15 protein-coding genes are annotated in these 17161 nt (G+C 73.0%); 9 read left to right on the forward strand and 6 right to left on the reverse strand.

The window, feature by feature from the left end; translation table 11 throughout:
• Position 1: 1 nt before the first annotated feature.
• The 7 genes from AB0C38_RS12830 to AB0C38_RS12860 all read left to right on the forward strand — a co-directional run bounded on the left by AB0C38_RS12830 (position 2) and on the right by AB0C38_RS12860 (position 6367).
• Positions 2–442, forward strand: a complete 441-nt coding sequence (locus AB0C38_RS12830) for a flavodoxin domain-containing protein (protein WP_360671144.1) — start codon at positions 2–4, stop codon at positions 440–442.
• The gene (locus AB0C38_RS12835; protein WP_360671147.1) at positions 439–1413 is read left to right on the forward strand and encodes a universal stress protein; all 975 of its coding nucleotides are present in this window, start codon (positions 439–441) and stop codon (positions 1411–1413) included. Before AB0C38_RS12830 ends, AB0C38_RS12835 begins: the two co-directional genes overlap by 4 nt.
• Positions 1410–2315, forward strand: a complete 906-nt coding sequence (locus AB0C38_RS12840; protein ID WP_360671149.1) for a universal stress protein — start codon at positions 1410–1412, stop codon at positions 2313–2315. Before AB0C38_RS12835 ends, AB0C38_RS12840 begins: the two co-directional genes overlap by 4 nt.
• A 174-nt stretch (positions 2316–2489) precedes the next feature.
• The gene (locus AB0C38_RS12845; protein WP_360671152.1) at positions 2490–3614 is read left to right on the forward strand and encodes a glycosyltransferase; all 1125 of its coding nucleotides are present in this window, start codon (positions 2490–2492) and stop codon (positions 3612–3614) included.
• Positions 3614–4630, forward strand: a complete 1017-nt coding sequence (locus AB0C38_RS12850) for a hypothetical protein (protein ID WP_360671155.1) — start codon at positions 3614–3616, stop codon at positions 4628–4630. The genes AB0C38_RS12845 and AB0C38_RS12850 overlap by 1 nt, the downstream gene beginning before the upstream one ends.
• On the forward strand, positions 4627–6111 hold the full coding sequence (locus AB0C38_RS12855) for a glycoside hydrolase family 130 protein (protein ID WP_360671158.1): 1485 nt from the start codon (positions 4627–4629) through the stop codon (positions 6109–6111). Before AB0C38_RS12850 ends, AB0C38_RS12855 begins: the two co-directional genes overlap by 4 nt.
• A gap of 94 nt (positions 6112–6205) precedes the next feature.
• A complete protein-coding gene (locus tag AB0C38_RS12860; RefSeq protein ID WP_360671161.1) occupies positions 6206–6367 on the forward strand; it encodes a hypothetical protein in 162 nt (53 codons plus the stop codon).
• Between the two features lie 4 nt (positions 6368–6371).
• On the opposite strand, the gene AB0C38_RS12865 is transcribed toward AB0C38_RS12860, so the two are convergent.
• The 4 genes from AB0C38_RS12865 to AB0C38_RS12880 all read right to left on the reverse strand — a co-directional run bounded on the left by AB0C38_RS12865 (position 6372) and on the right by AB0C38_RS12880 (position 13081).
• Positions 6372–7235 carry a LysR family transcriptional regulator gene (locus AB0C38_RS12865; RefSeq protein WP_360671164.1) on the reverse strand — a complete coding sequence of 288 codons (864 nt, stop codon included), beginning with the start codon at positions 7233–7235 and terminating at the stop codon, positions 6372–6374.
• A 60-nt stretch (positions 7236–7295) separates the two neighbouring features.
• Complete coding sequence (locus AB0C38_RS12870) at positions 7296–8102, reverse strand: DNA-formamidopyrimidine glycosylase family protein (RefSeq protein ID WP_360671167.1); 807 nt, start codon at positions 8100–8102, stop codon at positions 7296–7298.
• Positions 8095–11607 carry a multifunctional oxoglutarate decarboxylase/oxoglutarate dehydrogenase thiamine pyrophosphate-binding subunit/dihydrolipoyllysine-residue succinyltransferase subunit gene (locus AB0C38_RS12875; protein ID WP_360671170.1) on the reverse strand — a complete coding sequence of 1171 codons (3513 nt, stop codon included), beginning with the start codon at positions 11605–11607 and terminating at the stop codon, positions 8095–8097. The genes AB0C38_RS12870 and AB0C38_RS12875 overlap by 8 nt, the downstream gene beginning before the upstream one ends.
• Positions 11608–11671: 64 nt before the next feature.
• Entirely contained in the window at positions 11672–13081 is a 1410-nt protein-coding gene (locus AB0C38_RS12880; RefSeq protein ID WP_360671173.1) for an AMP-binding protein, read from the reverse strand.
• A gap of 88 nt (positions 13082–13169) precedes the next feature.
• Here AB0C38_RS12880 and AB0C38_RS12885 point away from each other — a divergent pair, with 88 nt between their 5' ends.
• Complete coding sequence (locus AB0C38_RS12885; protein WP_360671175.1) at positions 13170–13769, forward strand: TetR/AcrR family transcriptional regulator; 600 nt, start codon at positions 13170–13172, stop codon at positions 13767–13769.
• A 106-nt stretch (positions 13770–13875) separates the two neighbouring features.
• On the opposite strand, the gene dxs is transcribed toward AB0C38_RS12885, so the two are convergent.
• Positions 13876–15786, reverse strand: a complete 1911-nt coding sequence (gene dxs, locus AB0C38_RS12890; RefSeq protein ID WP_360671178.1) for a 1-deoxy-D-xylulose-5-phosphate synthase — start codon at positions 15784–15786, stop codon at positions 13876–13878.
• A gap of 121 nt (positions 15787–15907) precedes the next feature.
• Between dxs and AB0C38_RS12895 the strand changes: the two genes are divergently transcribed.
• Positions 15908–16786, forward strand: a complete 879-nt coding sequence (locus AB0C38_RS12895) for a zinc-binding dehydrogenase (RefSeq protein WP_360671181.1) — start codon at positions 15908–15910, stop codon at positions 16784–16786.
• Between the two features lie 16 nt (positions 16787–16802).
• On the opposite strand, the gene AB0C38_RS12900 is transcribed toward AB0C38_RS12895, so the two are convergent.
• Positions 16803–17120 (reverse strand): hypothetical protein, encoded by a 318-nt coding sequence (locus tag AB0C38_RS12900; RefSeq protein ID WP_360671183.1) that lies wholly within the window; start codon positions 17118–17120, stop codon positions 16803–16805.
• Between the last annotated feature and the right edge of the window lie 41 nt (positions 17121–17161).

A 17161-nucleotide genomic window follows, 5' to 3' on the forward strand; every position in this document is an offset into this window, starting at 1 on the left:
CATGAGAATCCTCGTCGCGGTGGCCACCCGGCACGGCGCCACCCGGGAAATCGCCGAACACCTCGCCACGTCGCTCGGCTCCGCGCTGACCGGCGCCGGAGTGGCGCCCGAGGTCGAGGTGCGCGACGTCGGGCTCATCCACTCGCTCGAGGGGTTCGATGCGGTCGTCCTCGGCAGCTCCGTGCACCGGGGGCAGTGGCTCGACCCGGCACGGACGTTCGCCGAGTCCTTTTCGGACGGTCTGCGGTGGCTTCCGGTCTGGCTGTTCTCCCACGGTCCGCTGGACGAGCGGAACGAGCCGGCCCGTGAGCTCGTCCGGCAGCTGGCGGCCCGCGACCACCGGGTGTTCGAGGGGACGACCGACCGGCCGCTGATCCGGGCCTGGGGCCACGAGATCGGCGTGACCCTGGCCGCCGCGGCCGTCGCCGGGAGCGCGTCGTGACGGCGCCACCCGGGAATCCGGGCCGGGTCTGGCCGGCACCTCTCGACGACCGGGAGGCATCCCACGGCAACGGTGCCGTCGTCGCCGGGGTCGACGGCTCGTCGTCGGCGGTGCGCGCGGCGGTCTGGGCCGGCACCGAGGCGCTCCGGCGCGGCCGTCCGCTGCGGCTGGTGCAGGTCTACGCGTTGCCGCAGGTGCGCGCCCCGATCGCCGTCGGAACCCGCGAACAGGTGCGCGCCGGGCTGGCCGAGTGCGCCGAAGGCTGGCTGGCCGAAGCGCGGACGGCGGCGCTCGCGGAGTCTCCCGGCCTCGAAATCGACGTGGCCGCACGGGAGTGGAGCCCGGTCACCGCCCTCATCCAGGAGTCTCGGCACGCGGACCTGGTGGTGCTCGGGTCCCGCGGGCTCGGCGGCTTCACCGGGATGCTCGTCGGCTCGACGGCCGTTTCCGTGGTCGCCCACGCGCAGTGCCCGGTCGTGGTGGTGCGCGGCCGGCGCCCCCAGGATCCGCCGCCGGTCGCGGGCCCCGTGCTCGTCGGCACGGACGGATCGTCCGACAGCGACGGCGCACTGGCGTTCGCCTGTGAAGGCGCGCGGCTGAGAGGCGTCGGGCTGACCGTGGTGCACACCTGGAGCGACCTCGTCGCCGACGGAGTGCTCCGGCCCCATCCGTTGCAGGACGACGCCACCGAAATCGACCAGGCCGAACGCGCGAAGCTCACCGACCAGCTCAGGCCGTGGCGGGACAAGTTCCCGGACCTGCCGATCGACCTCGACGTGACCCGCGGGCGCCCGGTCCGGACGTTGCTCGAACGCGCGGAGCACGCGCAGCTGATCGTGGTCGGCTGCCGGGGCCGCGGCGGCTTCACCGGAATGTTGCTCGGCTCGACCAGCCAGGCGCTGATCGTGCACTCGCCGTGCCCGGTCGCGGTGGTCCGGTCGCGGACCACGGGAAACGGGGAGACACGATGACCGACCGGAACCGGACGATCGTGGTGGGCGTCGATGGCTCGGCCGCGTCGGTGACGGCGGTGTCGTGGGCGGCCCGGCTGGCCTCCTCCCGTCGCCTCGGCCTCGACATCGTGCACGGCCTGCAGATCGCCGCGCTCGGCTACGGCGAAGGCATGGCGGGCATCGACGTCCTGATCGACGCGGTCCGCCAGGAAGGCGACCGGGTCGTCGCCGTCTCCCGGAAGGTGGCGACGTCGATCGACGAAGACCTGGTGGTCACGACGGAGACGCTGACCGGAACTCCGGCGCCGCTGCTCATCGAGCGTTCGCGGCGGGCCCGGATGGTCGTCGTCGGCGCGACCGGCTCGGGCGGCTTCGCCGGGATGCTCCTCGGCACCACCCCGGCCACCCTCGTGAGCCACGCGCACTCGCCGGTGGCGGTGATCCGGGGCCGGCACGGCGCGGCCCACGTCCCGGAGTCGGGCCCGGTGGTGGTCGGGCTCGACGGGAGCCCGGCGAGCGAAGCGGCGAACGCCGCGGCGTTCGAGGAAGCGTCGGCGCGCGGTGTGCCCCTCGTCGCGGTACACGCCTGGACGGACGTCACCTACGAAGACTTCTACGGCACCGTCCGGCTCATCCCGCAGTGGGAGTCGATGGCCGACGACGAGGAACGGCTGCTCGCGCAGCGGCTGGCGGGCTGGCAGGAGAAGTACCCGGACGTCGAAATCCGCCGGGTCCTGCGCCGCGACCGCCCCCGGCTCGCTTTGCTCGAAGCCGCGGAGAAGGCCCAGCTGGTCGTGGTGGGCAGCCGCGGGCGCGGCGGGTTCGCCGGGATGCTGCTCGGCTCGACCGGCCAGGCGCTCGTGCAGCACGCCGGCTGCCCGGTGCTCGTGGTCCGGCCGGAGGCGCCGGCCGCGGACTGAAGCGCCGGACCTCTGCCGTCGCGCGGCGGCGGCGTTGGCGTTGGCGTGCGAGGCAACGCCGCCTTCCCACCCGCCGAAGGCCCTCGGAAGTGAGGTCGCACGACTCTAGGCCCGGGCCGCCGCCGGGGAACACAGTCGGCCTCGACGAGAACACCGCCGATCCGAAGGGCCCGTGTGATCACGTTCGGTTCCCTGAGTACCTATCCGCCCACGCTGTGCGGCCTCGCGTCGTTCACCGCCTCGCTGCGCGCCGCGCTGCCGCCGGGATCCGCGGGCGGGGTGGTCCGCGCGGTCGAGTCCACGGAGCCCGGCGGCCGCCCCGAGGTGGTCGGGGACCTGGTCGCCGGCTCGCCGGAGAGCTGGCGCGCGGCGGCGGCCCTGCTCGACCGGGACGACGTGGCGATCGTGCAGCACGAATACGGCATCTACGGCGGCGCCGACGGCGAAGACGTCCTGCGCGTCCTGGAACTGCTGAGCGTGCCCGCGATCGTCGTGCTGCACACCGTCCTCACCACGCCGACCCCGCACCAGCGCGAAGTCCTCGACGGCGTGCTCGCCGCCGCGGCCGCGGTCGTCGTGATGAGCGAGGCCGCGCGCGCCCGGCTCGTCGCCGGCTACGACGTCCCCGCCGGCCGGCTCGTGGTGATCCCGCACGGCGCCCCCGACAACGGCGGCGCGGCGGCGGTGCCGCACCACAGCCAGCACCGCCAGATCCTGACGTGGGGCCTGCTCGGCCCCGGCAAGGGCATCGAATGGGGCATCGACGCGATGGCCCTGCTCCCCGCGCAGTGGCCGGAGCCGCGCTACCTGGTCGCCGGCCGCACCCACCCGAAAGTCCAAGCGCAGCAAGGGGAAAGCTACCGCCGGTCGCTGCAGCTGCGGACCGAGCGGCTCGGCGTGCAGGACCGGGTCCGGTTCGACTCCCGCTACCTCGCCGCCGCGTCGCTGCGGCGCCTGGTGACCCACGCGGAAGTGGTCCTCCTGCCCTACGACTCCCGCGACCAGGTCACCTCCGGGGTGCTCATCGAAGCCGTCACCTCGCGGACGCCGGTCGTGGCGACCCGCTTCCCGCACGCCGTCGAGCTGCTCTCCGGGGGTGCGGGACTGCTCGTGGACCACCGGGACCCGGCGGCCATCGCGGACGCGCTCCAGGAGATCCTCACCGACCGGGCCGCGGCGGGCCGGATGGCCGCGGCCGCCGGGATCGCCGCCCGCAGCCTCGGCTGGGCGTCGGTGGCCACGCAGTACAGCCGGCTCGGCGCCGAGCTCGTGTCCGCCGGGACGCGGGTCGTGGCGTGATGCTGGACGACCGTCACCTGCTGCGCATGTCCGACGACGTCGGGCTCTTCGAGCACGCCTGCGGGGCCATCCCGCGGCGCGAGCACGGGTACTGCCTCGACGACGCCGCTCGCGGCCTGGTGCTGCTGAGCCGCGAACAGGACCTGACCCCCCGGCTGTCCCGGGTGCAGGAAACGCTCTTCGCCTTCACCGCGCACGCCCACGAAGACGGCCGCTTCCGCAACCGGCTCGGCTACGACCGCGGCTGGCAGGACTCCCCCGGCCTCGGCGACTGGTGGGGCCGCGCGCTCTGGGGCCTCGGCAGCACGGCCGCGCACGCCGGCCGCGCGTGGCTGCGCGCCGAAGCCCGGCTGCTGTTCGACGCGGGAGCCCGCCGCCGGTCCCCGGACCTGCGCGCGATGGTGTTCGCCGCGCTGGGCGCCGCCGAGGTGCTGACCCGGTTCCCGGCGGACGAGCCGGCGCGGGCGCTGCTCGGCGGCGCCGTCACGGCGATCGGGCCGGTGCCGCCCGGCGAGGACTGGCCTTGGCCCGAGCCCCGGCTGGAGTACGCCAACGCCGCGGTCGGCGAGGTCCTGGTCGCGGCCGGCGCGCTGCTGCCCGATCCGGGCGCGCTCGCCGACGGCCTGCGGGTCCTGGACTGGCTGGTGGACCGGCAGACCCTGGACGGCAAGCTGTCGGTGGTACCCGCCGGCGGCCGGGCCCGCCACCAGTCGGCGCCGGGGTTCGACCAGCAGCCGATCGAGGTGGCCGCGCTCGCGACGGCCTGCGCGCGGGCCCACGCCGTCACCGGCGACCCCCGCTGGGCGGCCGCCGTGGAGCTGGCCCGCGCCTGGTTCCTGGGCGCCAACGACGCCGGCGCGCCGCTCCTGGACCGGGACACCGGTGGCTGCGGCGACGGGCTCCGCGCCGACGGCGTCAACCGCAACCAGGGTGCCGAATCGATGCTGGCGATGCTCGCGACGTTCCAGCTCCCGCGGCTGCGGGCCGGCGCGCTGACCGGCGCCGGTGCGGCGTGACCGGCGAGAGCGCGGGGCTGGTGACCCGGCACGCGACCGGGTTCCGGCCCGACCCCACGCGGGTCGTGACGAAGCTGTTCGTGCCGGGCGAGGAAGCACCGGAGACCCGGTCGCGGGCGGGCGCGCTGATCACGCGGGTCCTCGGCCTCCCGGACAGCTCGGTCGGTTCCACATTGGACCGGGTACTGGCCGGTTTCTCCGGCCGCCACCGGGATCTGCACGCGGTCCTCGAGCACAACGCGTCGATCATGAGCCACCGGCTCGTCGACCCCCGCTCTCTCGACCCCCGGCGCCGGCTGCTCCTCGGCGCGTACTTCACGCACGAGTACGCGGTCGAGGCGGCCGCGCTGTGCAACCCGTCCCTGGTGGCGCACCCCCGGCAGGACGGGCTGTCGCCCGGGCAGGTGCGGGTGGTCCTCAGCCTGCGCGGGATCGGCGAAGGGCACATCTCCTCGATCGGTTTCGCCACCGGTGTCCTGGGGCCGGGGACCCGCGCCGAGTGGCACCCGCGGACCGGACCGGTGGGCAAGGGCGAGCGCGAACCGGACTCCTGGAGCCGCGCGTGGCTGCGCGCCGCCCTGGAACACGACGGCTGCGACAACGAGATCACGGCCACGGTGACCGCGACCCTCCCCGATCCCTTCGGCCAGCAGGACCTCGACCACGCGCTCGCGACGCTCGACCCGCGGCTGCTCGAACGCGCCGGGGCGGCCGGCACGACCCAGCACATCCGCGAGCTCGCCGCCGCCGGCTACACGGTGCGCTTTCCCGCCGGAACCGATCTCGCGCAACGGCTGCTGTGGCCGGTCGGCGCGTCCGAAAGCCACGGCATGGAAGACGCCCGCTTCGTCCGCTTCACCGACGACACGGGCGTGAGCGGCTATCGGGCCACCTACACCGCGTACAACGGCGCCACCGTGACACCACGGCTGCTGGAAAGCGCCGACCTGACGTCGTTCAGCGCGTTCGCCCTCACCGGGCCGGCGGCCCGCAACAAGGGAATGGCCCTGTTCCCCCGCCTCGTCGGCGGCAAGCACCTCGCGTTGTGCCGCGGGGACGGGGAAACGATGAGCCTGGCGACCTCGGCCGACGGCCGTTCCTGGTCCGGCGAGGTGCCGCTGCACGGGCCGGCGGCGGCCTGGGAGCTGCTGCAGGTCGGCAACTGCGGCTCCCCGCTCGAAACGCCGGCGGGCTGGCTGGTGCTCACCCACGGCGTCGGGCCGATGCGGACCTACGCGATCGGCGCGCTCCTGCTCGACCTCGCCGACCCGGCCCGGATCGTGGGCACGTTGCCCGAGCCGCTGCTCCTGCCGGACGAGGACGAGCGTGAAGGCTACGTCCCGAACGTGGTGTATTCGTGCGGCGGAATGATCCACGACGGCACGCTCTGGCTGCCCTACGGCAGCAGCGACACCCGGGTGGCACTGGCCACCGTACCGGTGGACGCCCTTGTCGCCCGGCTCGAAGAAGCGGGCGCCTGACCCGGCCGGAGACTGACCATTCAGCGGTTCCGGAGCTGAATCCGAGCGGAACTGTGCGTTGGACTCGCTGCCTTCCCGCGCCCAGACTCGATCCATGACAGACACCGAAACCTTCGACCGCATCAGGCTGCAGCGCCAGTTCGGCATCCGCGCGCTCGTGCTGGCGGCGTTCGCCGCGCTCGGCGGGTTCCTCGTCGTGGCGGTGGCCTTGGGGCTCGTCGGAGGTGGGTTGCTGTTCGCCTCCGACGGCCGGTGACCCCTCAGGCCAGCAGGTGCGCCAGCAACGCCCGGGCCGCGGGGTTCGCCGGCCGCGGGCCGCGGCCCGCGAGGTGGATCGCGCGGCTGATGGCGGGCCGTTCGAAGCGCGCGAACGGCAGGCCGGACCGGTCCGCCACGGGCTGCGGCACGATCGACACCCCCAGGCCGGCCGCCACCAGCTCGACCAGCAGCGGCATGTACGTGGCCTCGCAGACCCGGTTCTGGCGCACTCCCGCGTCGGCGAAGCGGTGCGCGACCATTGTCTGGATGCCGCTGCCGCTGAACTCGACGAACGGCTCGCCGTCGAGTTCGGTGAGCCGGACGCGCCGCCGGCGGGCGAGGCGGTGGCCCGGGTGGCTCAGCAGCACGAGCTGCTGGCTCCACTCCCGGAACCCCGTCAGCTCGGCGGACAGGGGCTGGTCGCCGGCGAGGAACGCCAGGTCGAGCTCACCGCTCGCGACGGCGGCCGCCAGCCCGGGGACCTTGCCGTCGCGAACGTGGATGCGGATACCCGGGTAGCGGTCCCGGAATTCGCCGAGCTTGGCCGGCAGGTCCACCACGCTCAGCGCCTGGATCGTCCCGATCGACACGCGTCCGCTCGCCAGCCCGGCCAGCGCCGCGACCTCGCCCCGGGCGGCGACGACGTCCGCGAGGATCCGGTGCGCCATGGGCAGCAGCGCCCGGCCCGCCTCGGTCAGCGCCACCCGGCGCGTCGTGCGCTCGAACAGCGGCAGTCCCAGCTCGGCCTCGAGCTTGCGGATCGACGCGCTCAGCGCCGACTGCACCACGTGCACCTCCTGCGCCGCCGCGGTGAAGCTCCCGCACCGCGCCACCGCGAGGAAGTGTTCGACCTGTCTCAGCTCCATTCAGCGACTGTAGTGCTCAATCGGCTTCGATGAAGCACCAGCCACGCTGATCCGGTCCGCCTACCCGGAAAGCCGTTGCTCGGCACCGCACCACCAGCTGGTGCGGCCGCCGGCCTTCCCCCGCACCATCGGCGCGTGGTCGCGCGGGCACCGCGCACCGGGCTTGCGGAACGGGATGACGTCGAGCGTGTGCACTCCCCCGTGCTCCAGCGCGGCGGACACCGCACCCCGGGTGGCGCGCAGGAGCCGCTCGACGTCCGCGCGGTCGAGCTCGTCGACCGGGCGAGCCGGGTGGAGGCGGGCTCGCCACAGGATTTCGTCCGCGAGCAGGTTGCCGATCCCGGCGATGGCGCGCTGGTCCAGCAGCCGGGCTTTGACGGTCGCGGTTCCCTTGGTGACCGCGGCGCGAAAGGCACCGGCGCTGATGGTCGCGGCGTCCGGGCCGAGCTCGTCGAGCGCGGGATCGAGCACGATCCGGCCCAGCCGCCGCGGGTCGACCAGCATCAGGCGGCCGCCGTCTTCGAACGTCACCGTGAAGCGCGCCCACCGGTAGTCCCCCGGCGCGCGCCGGCCCTCCCAGTAGTCGCCGCCGTCGACCTCGGTGCCGTCCGGATCCGCCACCACGATCTTCCCGGACATTCCCAAGTGGACTCCGAGCAGCGGCCCGCCGCCGGTTTCGCACCACATCGACTTGCCCCGCCGGTACGCGGCCACGAGCCGCCGTCCGGCGAGCGCGTCGCGGATATGCCCGGGCCGGTGCGGCCGGCACACGTAGCCGTCGGAGTCGTCGACGCCGGTGATCAGCCGGCCCAGCGCCGCGCGCTCGATCACCGAGCGAGCGAATTCGACCTCGGGCAGCTCAGGCACCGAGCACCCGCCGGACCAGTTCGCTCTGCTCCTTCTGGTGCCGGTGGTGCGACCCGGTGGCGGGCGACGCCGACGCGGGCCGGGACGCCACCGACAGCCGCTTGCCGCCCGGGAGCTCGAGCTCGCTGTGCAGGAACGTCCATGCGCCCTGGTTCTTCGGCTCCTCCTGCGCCCACACGAACTCCGCGTCCGGGTAGGCCGAGAAGGTCTTCGCCAGCTCGGCCCGCGGCAGCGGGTAGAACTGCTCGAGGCGCACCAGCGCGACGTCCGTCCGGCCGGTCTTTTCCAGCTGCGCGAGGAGGTCGTAGTACAGCTTGCCGGCGGTGAGCACCACGCGGCCGACCCGATCCCGGTCCAGCGGGCGGTGCTCGTCGAGCACCGGGGCGAACGCGCCGTCGGTGAAGTCCGCGACGGAGCTGGTGGCGGCCTTCAGCCGGAGCATGCTCTTCGGGGTGAACACGACCAGCGGCCGGCGCTCCGGCGCGAGCGCCTGGCGGCGCAGCAGGTGGAAGTACGAGGCGGGCGTCGAGGGGCGGGCCACGACCAGGTTGTCTTCGGCGCACAGCTGGAGGAACCGTTCGATCCGCGCCGACGAATGGTCCGGGCCACGGCCTTCGTACCCGTGCGGCAGCAGGAGGACGAGCGAGGAGGACTGGCCCCACTTCTGCTCCGCCGAGCTGATGAACTCGTCGACGATCACCTGGGCGCCGTTGACGAAGTCCCCGAACTGGGCCTCCCACAGGACGAGCGCGTCCGGACGTTCGACGGAGTACCCGTACTCGAAGCCCAGCGCCGCGTATTCGCTCAGCAGGGAGTCGTGGACGCCGAACGGCGCCTGCCCTTCCCCCAGGTGCGCCAGCGGCGTCCACTCCTGCCCGGTGACCTGGTCGTGGAGGACGGCGTGGCGCTGCACGAAGGTCCCGCGGCGGCTGTCCTGGCCGGCGAGCCGCACCGGCACCCCGTCCACCAGCAGCGAGCCGAACGCCAGCAGCTCCGCGAAGGCCCAGTCGATGCCGCCCTTCTCGGCCATCTCCGCCCGCTTCGCCAGCAGGGGCGCGAGCTTGGGGTGCACCGTGAAGCCGGCCGGTGCGTCGCCGAACACGGTGGCGACCTTCTTCACGACGACGTCCGGGACGGCGGTCGGCCGGGCCGGGGCAGCAGGTTCGGCAGTGCGCCGGTCCACCGGGTCGACGCCCGCGGTGCTGCCCCTGGTCTCGGTGAAAGACCGTTCCAGCGTCCGCTGGAAGTCACGGTGCGCCTGCTCGTACTCGTCGGCCGTGATGTCACCGCGCCCCACGAGGGCTTCGGTGTACAGCTCGCGGACCGAGGGCTTGTGCTCGATCAGGGCGTACATCTGCGGCTGCGTCATCGACGGGTCGTCGGCCTCGTTGTGCCCGCGGCGCCGGTAGCAGATCAGGTCGATCACGACGTCGCGCCCGAACTCCTGCCGGTAGGCGAACGCGAGCTGCCCGGCCCGCACGACCGCCTCGGGGTCGTCCCCGTTGACGTGCAGGACCGGCGCCTGGATCGTCTTCGCGACGTCCGTCGAGTACACCGACGAACGGCCGTCCCGCGGCGCGGTCGTGAACCCGACCTGGTTGTTGATGTTGATGCGGATGGTGCCGCCGACGCGGTAGCCGCGCAGCTGCGACATCTGCATCGTCTCGCTCACCACACCCTCACCGGCGAGCGCGGCGTCCCCGTGGACGATGATCGGCAACGTCGAGAAGCGCCCGTCCCCGGCCCGGTCCTGCCGCGCGCGGGTCACGCCGAGCAGGACCCCGTCGACCGCGTCAAGGTGCGAGGGGTTGGCCGCGAGGTGGACCGGCAGCTCGGACCCGTGGAGGCCGGCGAAGACGCCTTCCGTCCCGAGGTGGTACTTGACGTCCCCGGACCCGTCCGCCGTCTCCCAGTCCCGGGTGTCCTCGAACTCGGCGAAGATCTGGCGGTAGGTCTTGCCGGCGATGTTGGCCAGGACGTTGAGCCGCCCGCGGTGCGCCATCGCGATCGTCGCGCCGGCCAGCCCTTCCTCCGCCGCGCGCCGCAGGATCGCGTCGAGGAGCGCGATCGCGGACTCCCCGCCTTCGAGGCTGAACCGCGTCTGCCCGACGTACTTCGTCTGCAGGAAGGTCTCGAACGCTTCGGCTTCGGTGAGCTTGCCGAGGACGCGCATCTGCTCGGTGTGGGTCGGCTTCTCGTACGGCCGTTCGACCCGGTCCTGGATCCAGCGGCGCTGCTCCGGGTCCTCCAGGTGCATGTACTCGATGCCGGTGGTGCGGCAGTAGGCGTCGCGCAGCACGCCGAGGATCTCGCGCAGCGGCAGCCGGCGGCGAGCACCGCCGAAGTCACCGGTGACGAACTCGCGGTCGAGGTCCCACAGGGTGAGCCCGTGGTTCGCCACGTCGAGATCGGGGTGCGACCGCTGCCGGTACACCAGCGGATCGGTGTCGGCCATCAGGTGGCCGCGGACGCGGTAGGCGTTGACGAGCTCGTGCACCCGGGTCTCCTTGCCCGGCTCGACGCCCTCGTCCACGTGGGTGTCCACCGCCCAGCGGATCGGCTCGTACGGGATCCTCAGCGCGGTGAAGATGTCCTCGTAGAAGCCGTGCTCGCCGGTCAGCAGCCCGTGGACCAGGCGGAGGAACTCCCCGCTCCCCGCGCCCTGGATCACCCGGTGGTCGTACGTGCTCGTCAGCGTCATGGTCCGGCCGACGCCGTGCTCTCCCAGCCACGCGTCGCTCGCGCCCTGGAACGCCGCCGGGTACTCGAGCGCCCCCGCGCCGATGATGCACCCCTGCCCGCGGGTCAGGCGCGGCACGGAGTGCTCCGTCCCGATCCCGCCGGGGTTGGTCAGCGTCATCGTGGCGCCGGCGAAGTCGCCCGCCGTCAGCGCGTTCTTCCGGGCGCGGCCGACCAGGTCCTCGTAGGTCGCCAGGAACTCCGCGAAGGTCAGGGTGTCGGCGTCCTTGACCACCGGCACGAGCAGGGATCGCTGCCCGTCCTTCCGGGGCAGGTCGATCGCGATCCCCAGACCCAGGTGCTTCGGCGCGACGACGACCGGCTTGCCGTCCACCAGGTCGTAGTGGACGTTCTGGCCGGGGAACCGCTTCACGGCCTGCACCAGCGCCCAGCCGAGCAGGTGGGTGTAGCTGACCTTGCCGCCCCGCGTGCGGCGCAGGTGGTTGTTGATGACGATGCGGTTGTCGACCATGAGCTTCGCCGGCACGGCGCGGACGCTGGTCGCGGTCGGCACCGCCAGGCTGGCGTCCATGTTCGAGGCGAGCGTCTTCGCCGGTCCGCGGAGCACGGTGACGTCGCCCTGGGGCCGGGAAACCGTCCGCTTCGGGGCGGCGCCGGGGCCGGGACGGTAGTTCTCGAAGACCGGCCACCAGGCCCGGTCCACCGAGTCCCGGTCCCGCAGGTACCGCTCGTAGAGCTCCTCGACCATCCATTCGTTGGCCCCGAAGGCCGCCGGAGTTTCCTCGTCGACGTCTGTTCCAGCCATCTCGACTCGCCTGGTTCCTCTCCACTCGGTGTGAGAACGATCGTTCTCACCGCTCGGCACGAGTCTACGCCCCGGGCAACCGGTCGACGACGTGCACCACAGCCGGAACCTTGTAGGGCGCGAGGCGCGCACGCAGCCAGTCCCGCAATGTCTTGTCCAGCAGGGGATTCGACGAAACCACGAAGGCCACGATGGTCTCACCCCACCGGGCGTCGGCGACTCCGGCGACCCGCACGGCCGACACGTCCGGATGCCCGAGAACCGCCGCTTCGACCTCGTCCGGATAGACGTGGAACGACCCGGTGTTGATCATCCCGTCGAGCCGCCCGGTCAGTTTCAGGTAGCCGTCCTCGGTGAACACCGCGGTGTCCCCGAGCCCGCACCACCCGTCGGCGTCGGCGAAGGTGGCCGACACCATCGGACTGCGGGTGACGACCTCGCCGTCCCGGATGCCCAGTTCGATCGCGTCGATCGGCCGCCCGGTGACCCGCTCGCCGATCGGCCGCCGGTGGTCCTCGGCCGTGAGCACCGTGAGCGGCCAGCCCGCCTCATAGCGTCCGTACAGCTGGCAGAGCGTGTCACCGAAGACCTGGTGCAAGCGGGCGATCTCCGCCGGTTCCACCGGAGCGCCGCCGTAGAGCACCCGCCGCAGCGAACGGAGCCGGCGGCCGTCGCCCAGCACGTCGGCCACCCGGCTGAGCATCCCGGGCACCGCGAACAGCGTGGTGACGCGGTGGCGTTCGACGGCCTCCACCATCGCGTCCGCGCGGAACCTCGGCAGGAACACCTGCGGCAGGCCCAGGTGCAGGAACGGGAAGCTGCCGACCATCCCGGTGGCGTGCATCAGCTGCACGACGGTCAGGTAGCAGTCGTCACCGGCGGGCGCGGGACCGTAGTGCCCGCTCCGGTAGAGGTCGACGTTGACGTCGATGATCGCGCGCCAGTTCGCGTAGCTCGTCGGGATGCCGAAGAGCTCGCCACCGCGCACCGCACGGGGGTAGACGACCAGCGGGTGTCCGGGATGGACGGTCACCCGGTCCCGCCATCGCGGCGCCGATTCCGGCGAGGCGTCGTGGTGCACGAGGGTCGCGGCGCCCAAGGCGGTCTTCGTCCACCCTTCGGCGTCCTCCGCGACGTCGTCGTGGTGGCCGTCGGTCAGCACCGCTTTCGCCCCACCGGCGGCGAAGATCGCCCGGGCCTCGGCCGTGGCCGCCGACGGCTCGACGGGCAGGCGCGTCGCCCCGACCAGCTCGGTCGCGATGAACGCTTCGAGCGCGGCCGCGCTGTTCCGGAAGCACACCCCGACCGTCGCGCGCTCGAGCCCGCGTTCGACGAGCCGGCCCGCGAGCTGTTGCGCGCGGCGCAGCAGATCCGCGCCCGTGCGTACCACCTCGCCGTTCGCGCTGAGCGCCAGCACGGTGTCGCGGGCACGCGTCAGCGCGTCGCGGATCTCCCGGCCGGCTTCGAGCTCCATGGCGTCACCCCGATGATGAGAACGGTCATTCTCACTGGTGGTGGTAGCCTAAGCGGCGTTGCTGTGACCGTCAACGTTTCGAGGTACCGTGACCAGCGTCGAGGAAGCCCCCGACCCCATCCGCGAGCACCTGCTGGACGCCGCCGAGCAGGTGTTCTACTCGCGGGGCGTCCAGGCCGTGGGCATGGACCGGCTGCGGACGGCGGCGAACCTGCCGCTGCGGCGGATCTACCAGCTGTTCCCCAGCAAGGACGAGCTCGTGGTCGCGTTTCTCCGCCGCCGCCACCTGCGCATGATGGCGAGCATCACGGAGTTCGCCGGAAAGGCCGACGAGGGCGCCGCCCAGGTGTCGGCGATCTTCACGTGGCTGCACAAGTGGTTCTGCGAGCCGGACTTCCGCGGCTGCCCGTGGATGAACGTGTTCGGCGAGCTCGGCGCGACCAACCCGGCCGTGGCGGCCGAGGTGCACCACCACCAGCGCGAGTTCCGCAAGCTGCTCTCGGGTATCACGGTGGACGCCGGCTACTCGCGAGAGACCGGGAACGTCATCCACCTGCTGGCCGAGGGAGCGGTCTCGACGGCGGCGGTCCAGCGCACCGCGGCCCCGGCGACCGAGGCTCGCCGCGCGGCTGAAATCCTGATCGCGGCGGAGAAGCCGGGTAAGAAACGCAGCGGCTCGGCCCGCTGAGGTCGGCTCACCCGCCGCGCAGTCCCGGCCGCCCGCGCGCATCTTTCCCACCGACCCGAGGTACTCCCACCGCGGCCGACAATGCCGCAGCTCGGCCCGCTGAGAATCACCTCACCCTCCCCGCGGTCCCGGCCTCCGCGGGGATCCTCTCCCCCGCCCAACCGGTGATCCGCCGGGCGATACCGCTTGCGTCCAGGCCGACCCTGGCCCGGAGGTCCGCGATCGAGCCGTGGTCCAGGAACTCGTCCGGTACCCCGATCTCGCGCAACGGAGTGTCCACACCGGCCGCGTGCAGCTGCTGACCGATCCGCGAGCCGACGCCCCCGGCGAGCACCCCGTCCTCCACCGTGACCACGAGTCCCGCGCCACGCGCCAAATCGACGAGCTCGTCGGGCAGCGGCTTCACCCACCGCGGATCCACGACACGGAGACTGAGCCCCGACGCCACGAGTTCGTTCGCCGCCGCCACGACGTCCGCCGCCGTGTGCCCGATCGCGGCGATGAGCACGTCGACGTCGCCCGTGCCGGTCTCGTACAGGACGTCGACGCTGCCGGCCCGCCGCAGCGTCAGCACGCTCTCGACGAGCGGCGACTTGGGGAAGCGGACCACACTCGGCCCACCCTGGTGCTCGACCGCCGCACGCAGCGCGGCCCGCAGCGTCGCCTCGTCGCGCGGTGCGGCCTGCACCAGCCCGGGCACCATCCCCAGCAGCGCGTAGTCCCACACCCCGTGGTGCGACGGCCCGTCCGCACCGGTGATGCCCGCCCGGTCCAGCACGACCGTGACCGGCAGGCGGTGCAGGGCCACGTCGAAGAGGAGCTGGTCGAACGCCCGGTTGAGGAACGTCGAATACAGCGCCACCACCGGGTGCGCGCCCATGGCCGCGAGCCCGGCGGCGGACGCGACCGCGTGCGGTTCGGCGATGCCGACGTCGTGGAAGCGATCCGGGAACGCCCGGGCGAACCGCCCGAGCCCGGTCGGCTCCCGCATCGCCGCGGTGATCGCGACGAGGTTCTCCCGTTCGGCGCCCAGCGCGGTCAGCTCCTCGGAGAACACCGACGTCCACGTGCGGCCCTTCTTCGCCCGGGCCGCGCCGGTCGCCGGGTCGAAGGCGCCGGGAGCGTGCATCTGCTCGACCTCGTCGGCTTCCGCGGGCGCGTACCCGTTTCCCTTGCGCGTGACCACGTGCACGAGCACCGGGCCGCCGAAGTCCTTGGCGAGCGTCAACGCCTGCTCCAGCGCGCCGAGGTCGTGGCCGTCGACCGGACCGACGTACTTCAGCCCCAGGTCCTCGAACATCCCTTGCGGCGCGAGCAGATCCTTGATGCCGCGCTTCAAGCCGTGCAGCGCGGCGTAAACCGGCGCCCCGACGACCGGAACACGCCCGAGCGCGTCCTTCACGCTGCGCAGCACGCGTTCGTACCCCGGCCGCAGCCGCAGCTCGGCCAGCCGCCCGGCCAGCGCACCCGTCGTCGGCGAGTACGACCGGCCGTTGTCGTTGACCACGATGACGACCGGCCGCCGGGCGCACGCGATGTTGTTCAACGCTTCCCAGCTCATTCCGCCGGTGAGCGCGCCGTCGCCCACCACCGCGACCACGCAGCGGCGTTCACCGCGCAGCGCCAGACCCTTCGCCATACCGTCCGCATGGGACAACGCCGCCGACGCGTGGGAGTGCTCGACCCAGTCGTGGGGACTCTCCGCGCGGCTGGGATAGCCCGAAAGCCCGTTCGTCTGGCGCAGACCGGGGAACTCCGCCGCGCGGCCCGTGAGGATCTTGTGGACGTACGCCTGGTGCCCTACGTCGAACAGGATCGGCTCCGCCGGGGAGTCGAACACGAGGTGGAGTGCCGTGGTGAGCTCGACCACGCCCAGGTTCGGGCCGAGGTGCCCACCGGTCGCCGACACGGACCGGACGAGGAAGTCTCGGATCTCTTCGCACAGCGCCACCCGGTCCGCGGCACTGAGGCGCCGGACGTCCTGGGGGCCGCTGATGCCTTCGAGCAGGGAACCCATGCTTCGATCACGTCGCTTTCGTCGCCAGGCGGAGCCGCTTGCCAGTTCGGCCGAAGTCTACAACACTCTGAGAATGGTCGTTCTCAGTCGCGGCCACCCTCCCACAGGAAGGACGAACCCCTTGCGAGCACTCATCCTCACCGCTCCCGGCACCCCGGAGGTCGTGGAACTTCCCGACCCGCACCCGGGAGCGGGCCAGATCCGGATCAGGACAGCCGGCGCGGCGGTCAACCCGGCCGATCTGCACGTTCTCGACAGCGGGCAGACCGGCCTCGGGCTCGGGCTGGACGTCGCGGGCGTCATCGACGAAGCGGGCTCCGGAGTTCCCGGCCTGGTCGTGGGCACCCGGGTCGCCGCCCTCCAGTTCCCCCACGCTCCCCACGCGGTGGCCGGTGCCGCCGCCGAGTACGTGATCGTCGCGGCGGAGGACGCGGCCGTCGTTCCGGCCGGCGTCGATCTCGTGGACGCCGCCACCGTCCCGACCAACGCGCTGACCGCCCTCCAGCTGCTCGCCCTGCTGGGCCCGCCCGCCGGGCGGCGCCTGCTCGTCACCGGCGCGGCCGGTGCGGTCGGCGGTTACGCGGTCGCACTCGCCGCGCTGGACGGCTGGTCCGTGGTCGGGCTGGCGCGCCGGCGGGACCTCGGGTTCCTGACCCGGGCCGGCGCGGAGCAGGTCGTCACCGACCTGGCCGAGGTGTCCGACGTCGACGCCGTGTTCGACACGGCCCTGCTGAACGAAGCCGCCCTCGGGCCGATCCGGGACGGTGGTGCCTACGCCGGGATCTTCCCCGGCAAGGAGCCGCCCGCCGAACGCGGCATCACCGTCACCTCCGCCGTGGTGCGCCCGGACGGCGCGGCCCTCACGAGGCTGCTCGGACTCACGGCGGACGGCACCCTCGAACCGCGCACGGCCGGCACCGTTCCGCTGAGCAACGCGGTCGCGGCGTACGCGAAGCTCAGGGCCGGCGGTCAGCGTGGCCGCTGGGTGATCACGCCGTAGCCCGTCGTCGGCGGCGCTACCCGGCGCCGCCGGCGTCCAGCGCGGCGCGCACGGATTCCGCGAAGTCTTCGTACGCCGCCGCGATTTCTTCCAGGTCGAGATCCTGCGGCAGGTCGTCGACGTCCTGGCGGGCCAGCAAGTACGCCATGATCGCGCCCACCAGCCGCTGCTCGTCGAGATCGCCGAACTCCAGCCGGGACATCGTCCCGGCGTCGGACCGCAGGCGGATCAGGACGTCGTCCTCACCGCTCGGGACACTGACCAGGAAATCGTGCTCCGCGAGCCACTCGACCTGAACCTGCTGCGCCGCCACTTCCACCAGCTCCGTTCCCACCGACCGTGAGAACGTACGTTCTCACTGCTGCAGCTTAGGAA

Origin of the sequence: Amycolatopsis sp. NPDC048633 (genome assembly GCF_040650695.1) — a bacterium.
GTDB lineage: Bacteria > Actinomycetota > Actinomycetes > Mycobacteriales > Pseudonocardiaceae > Amycolatopsis.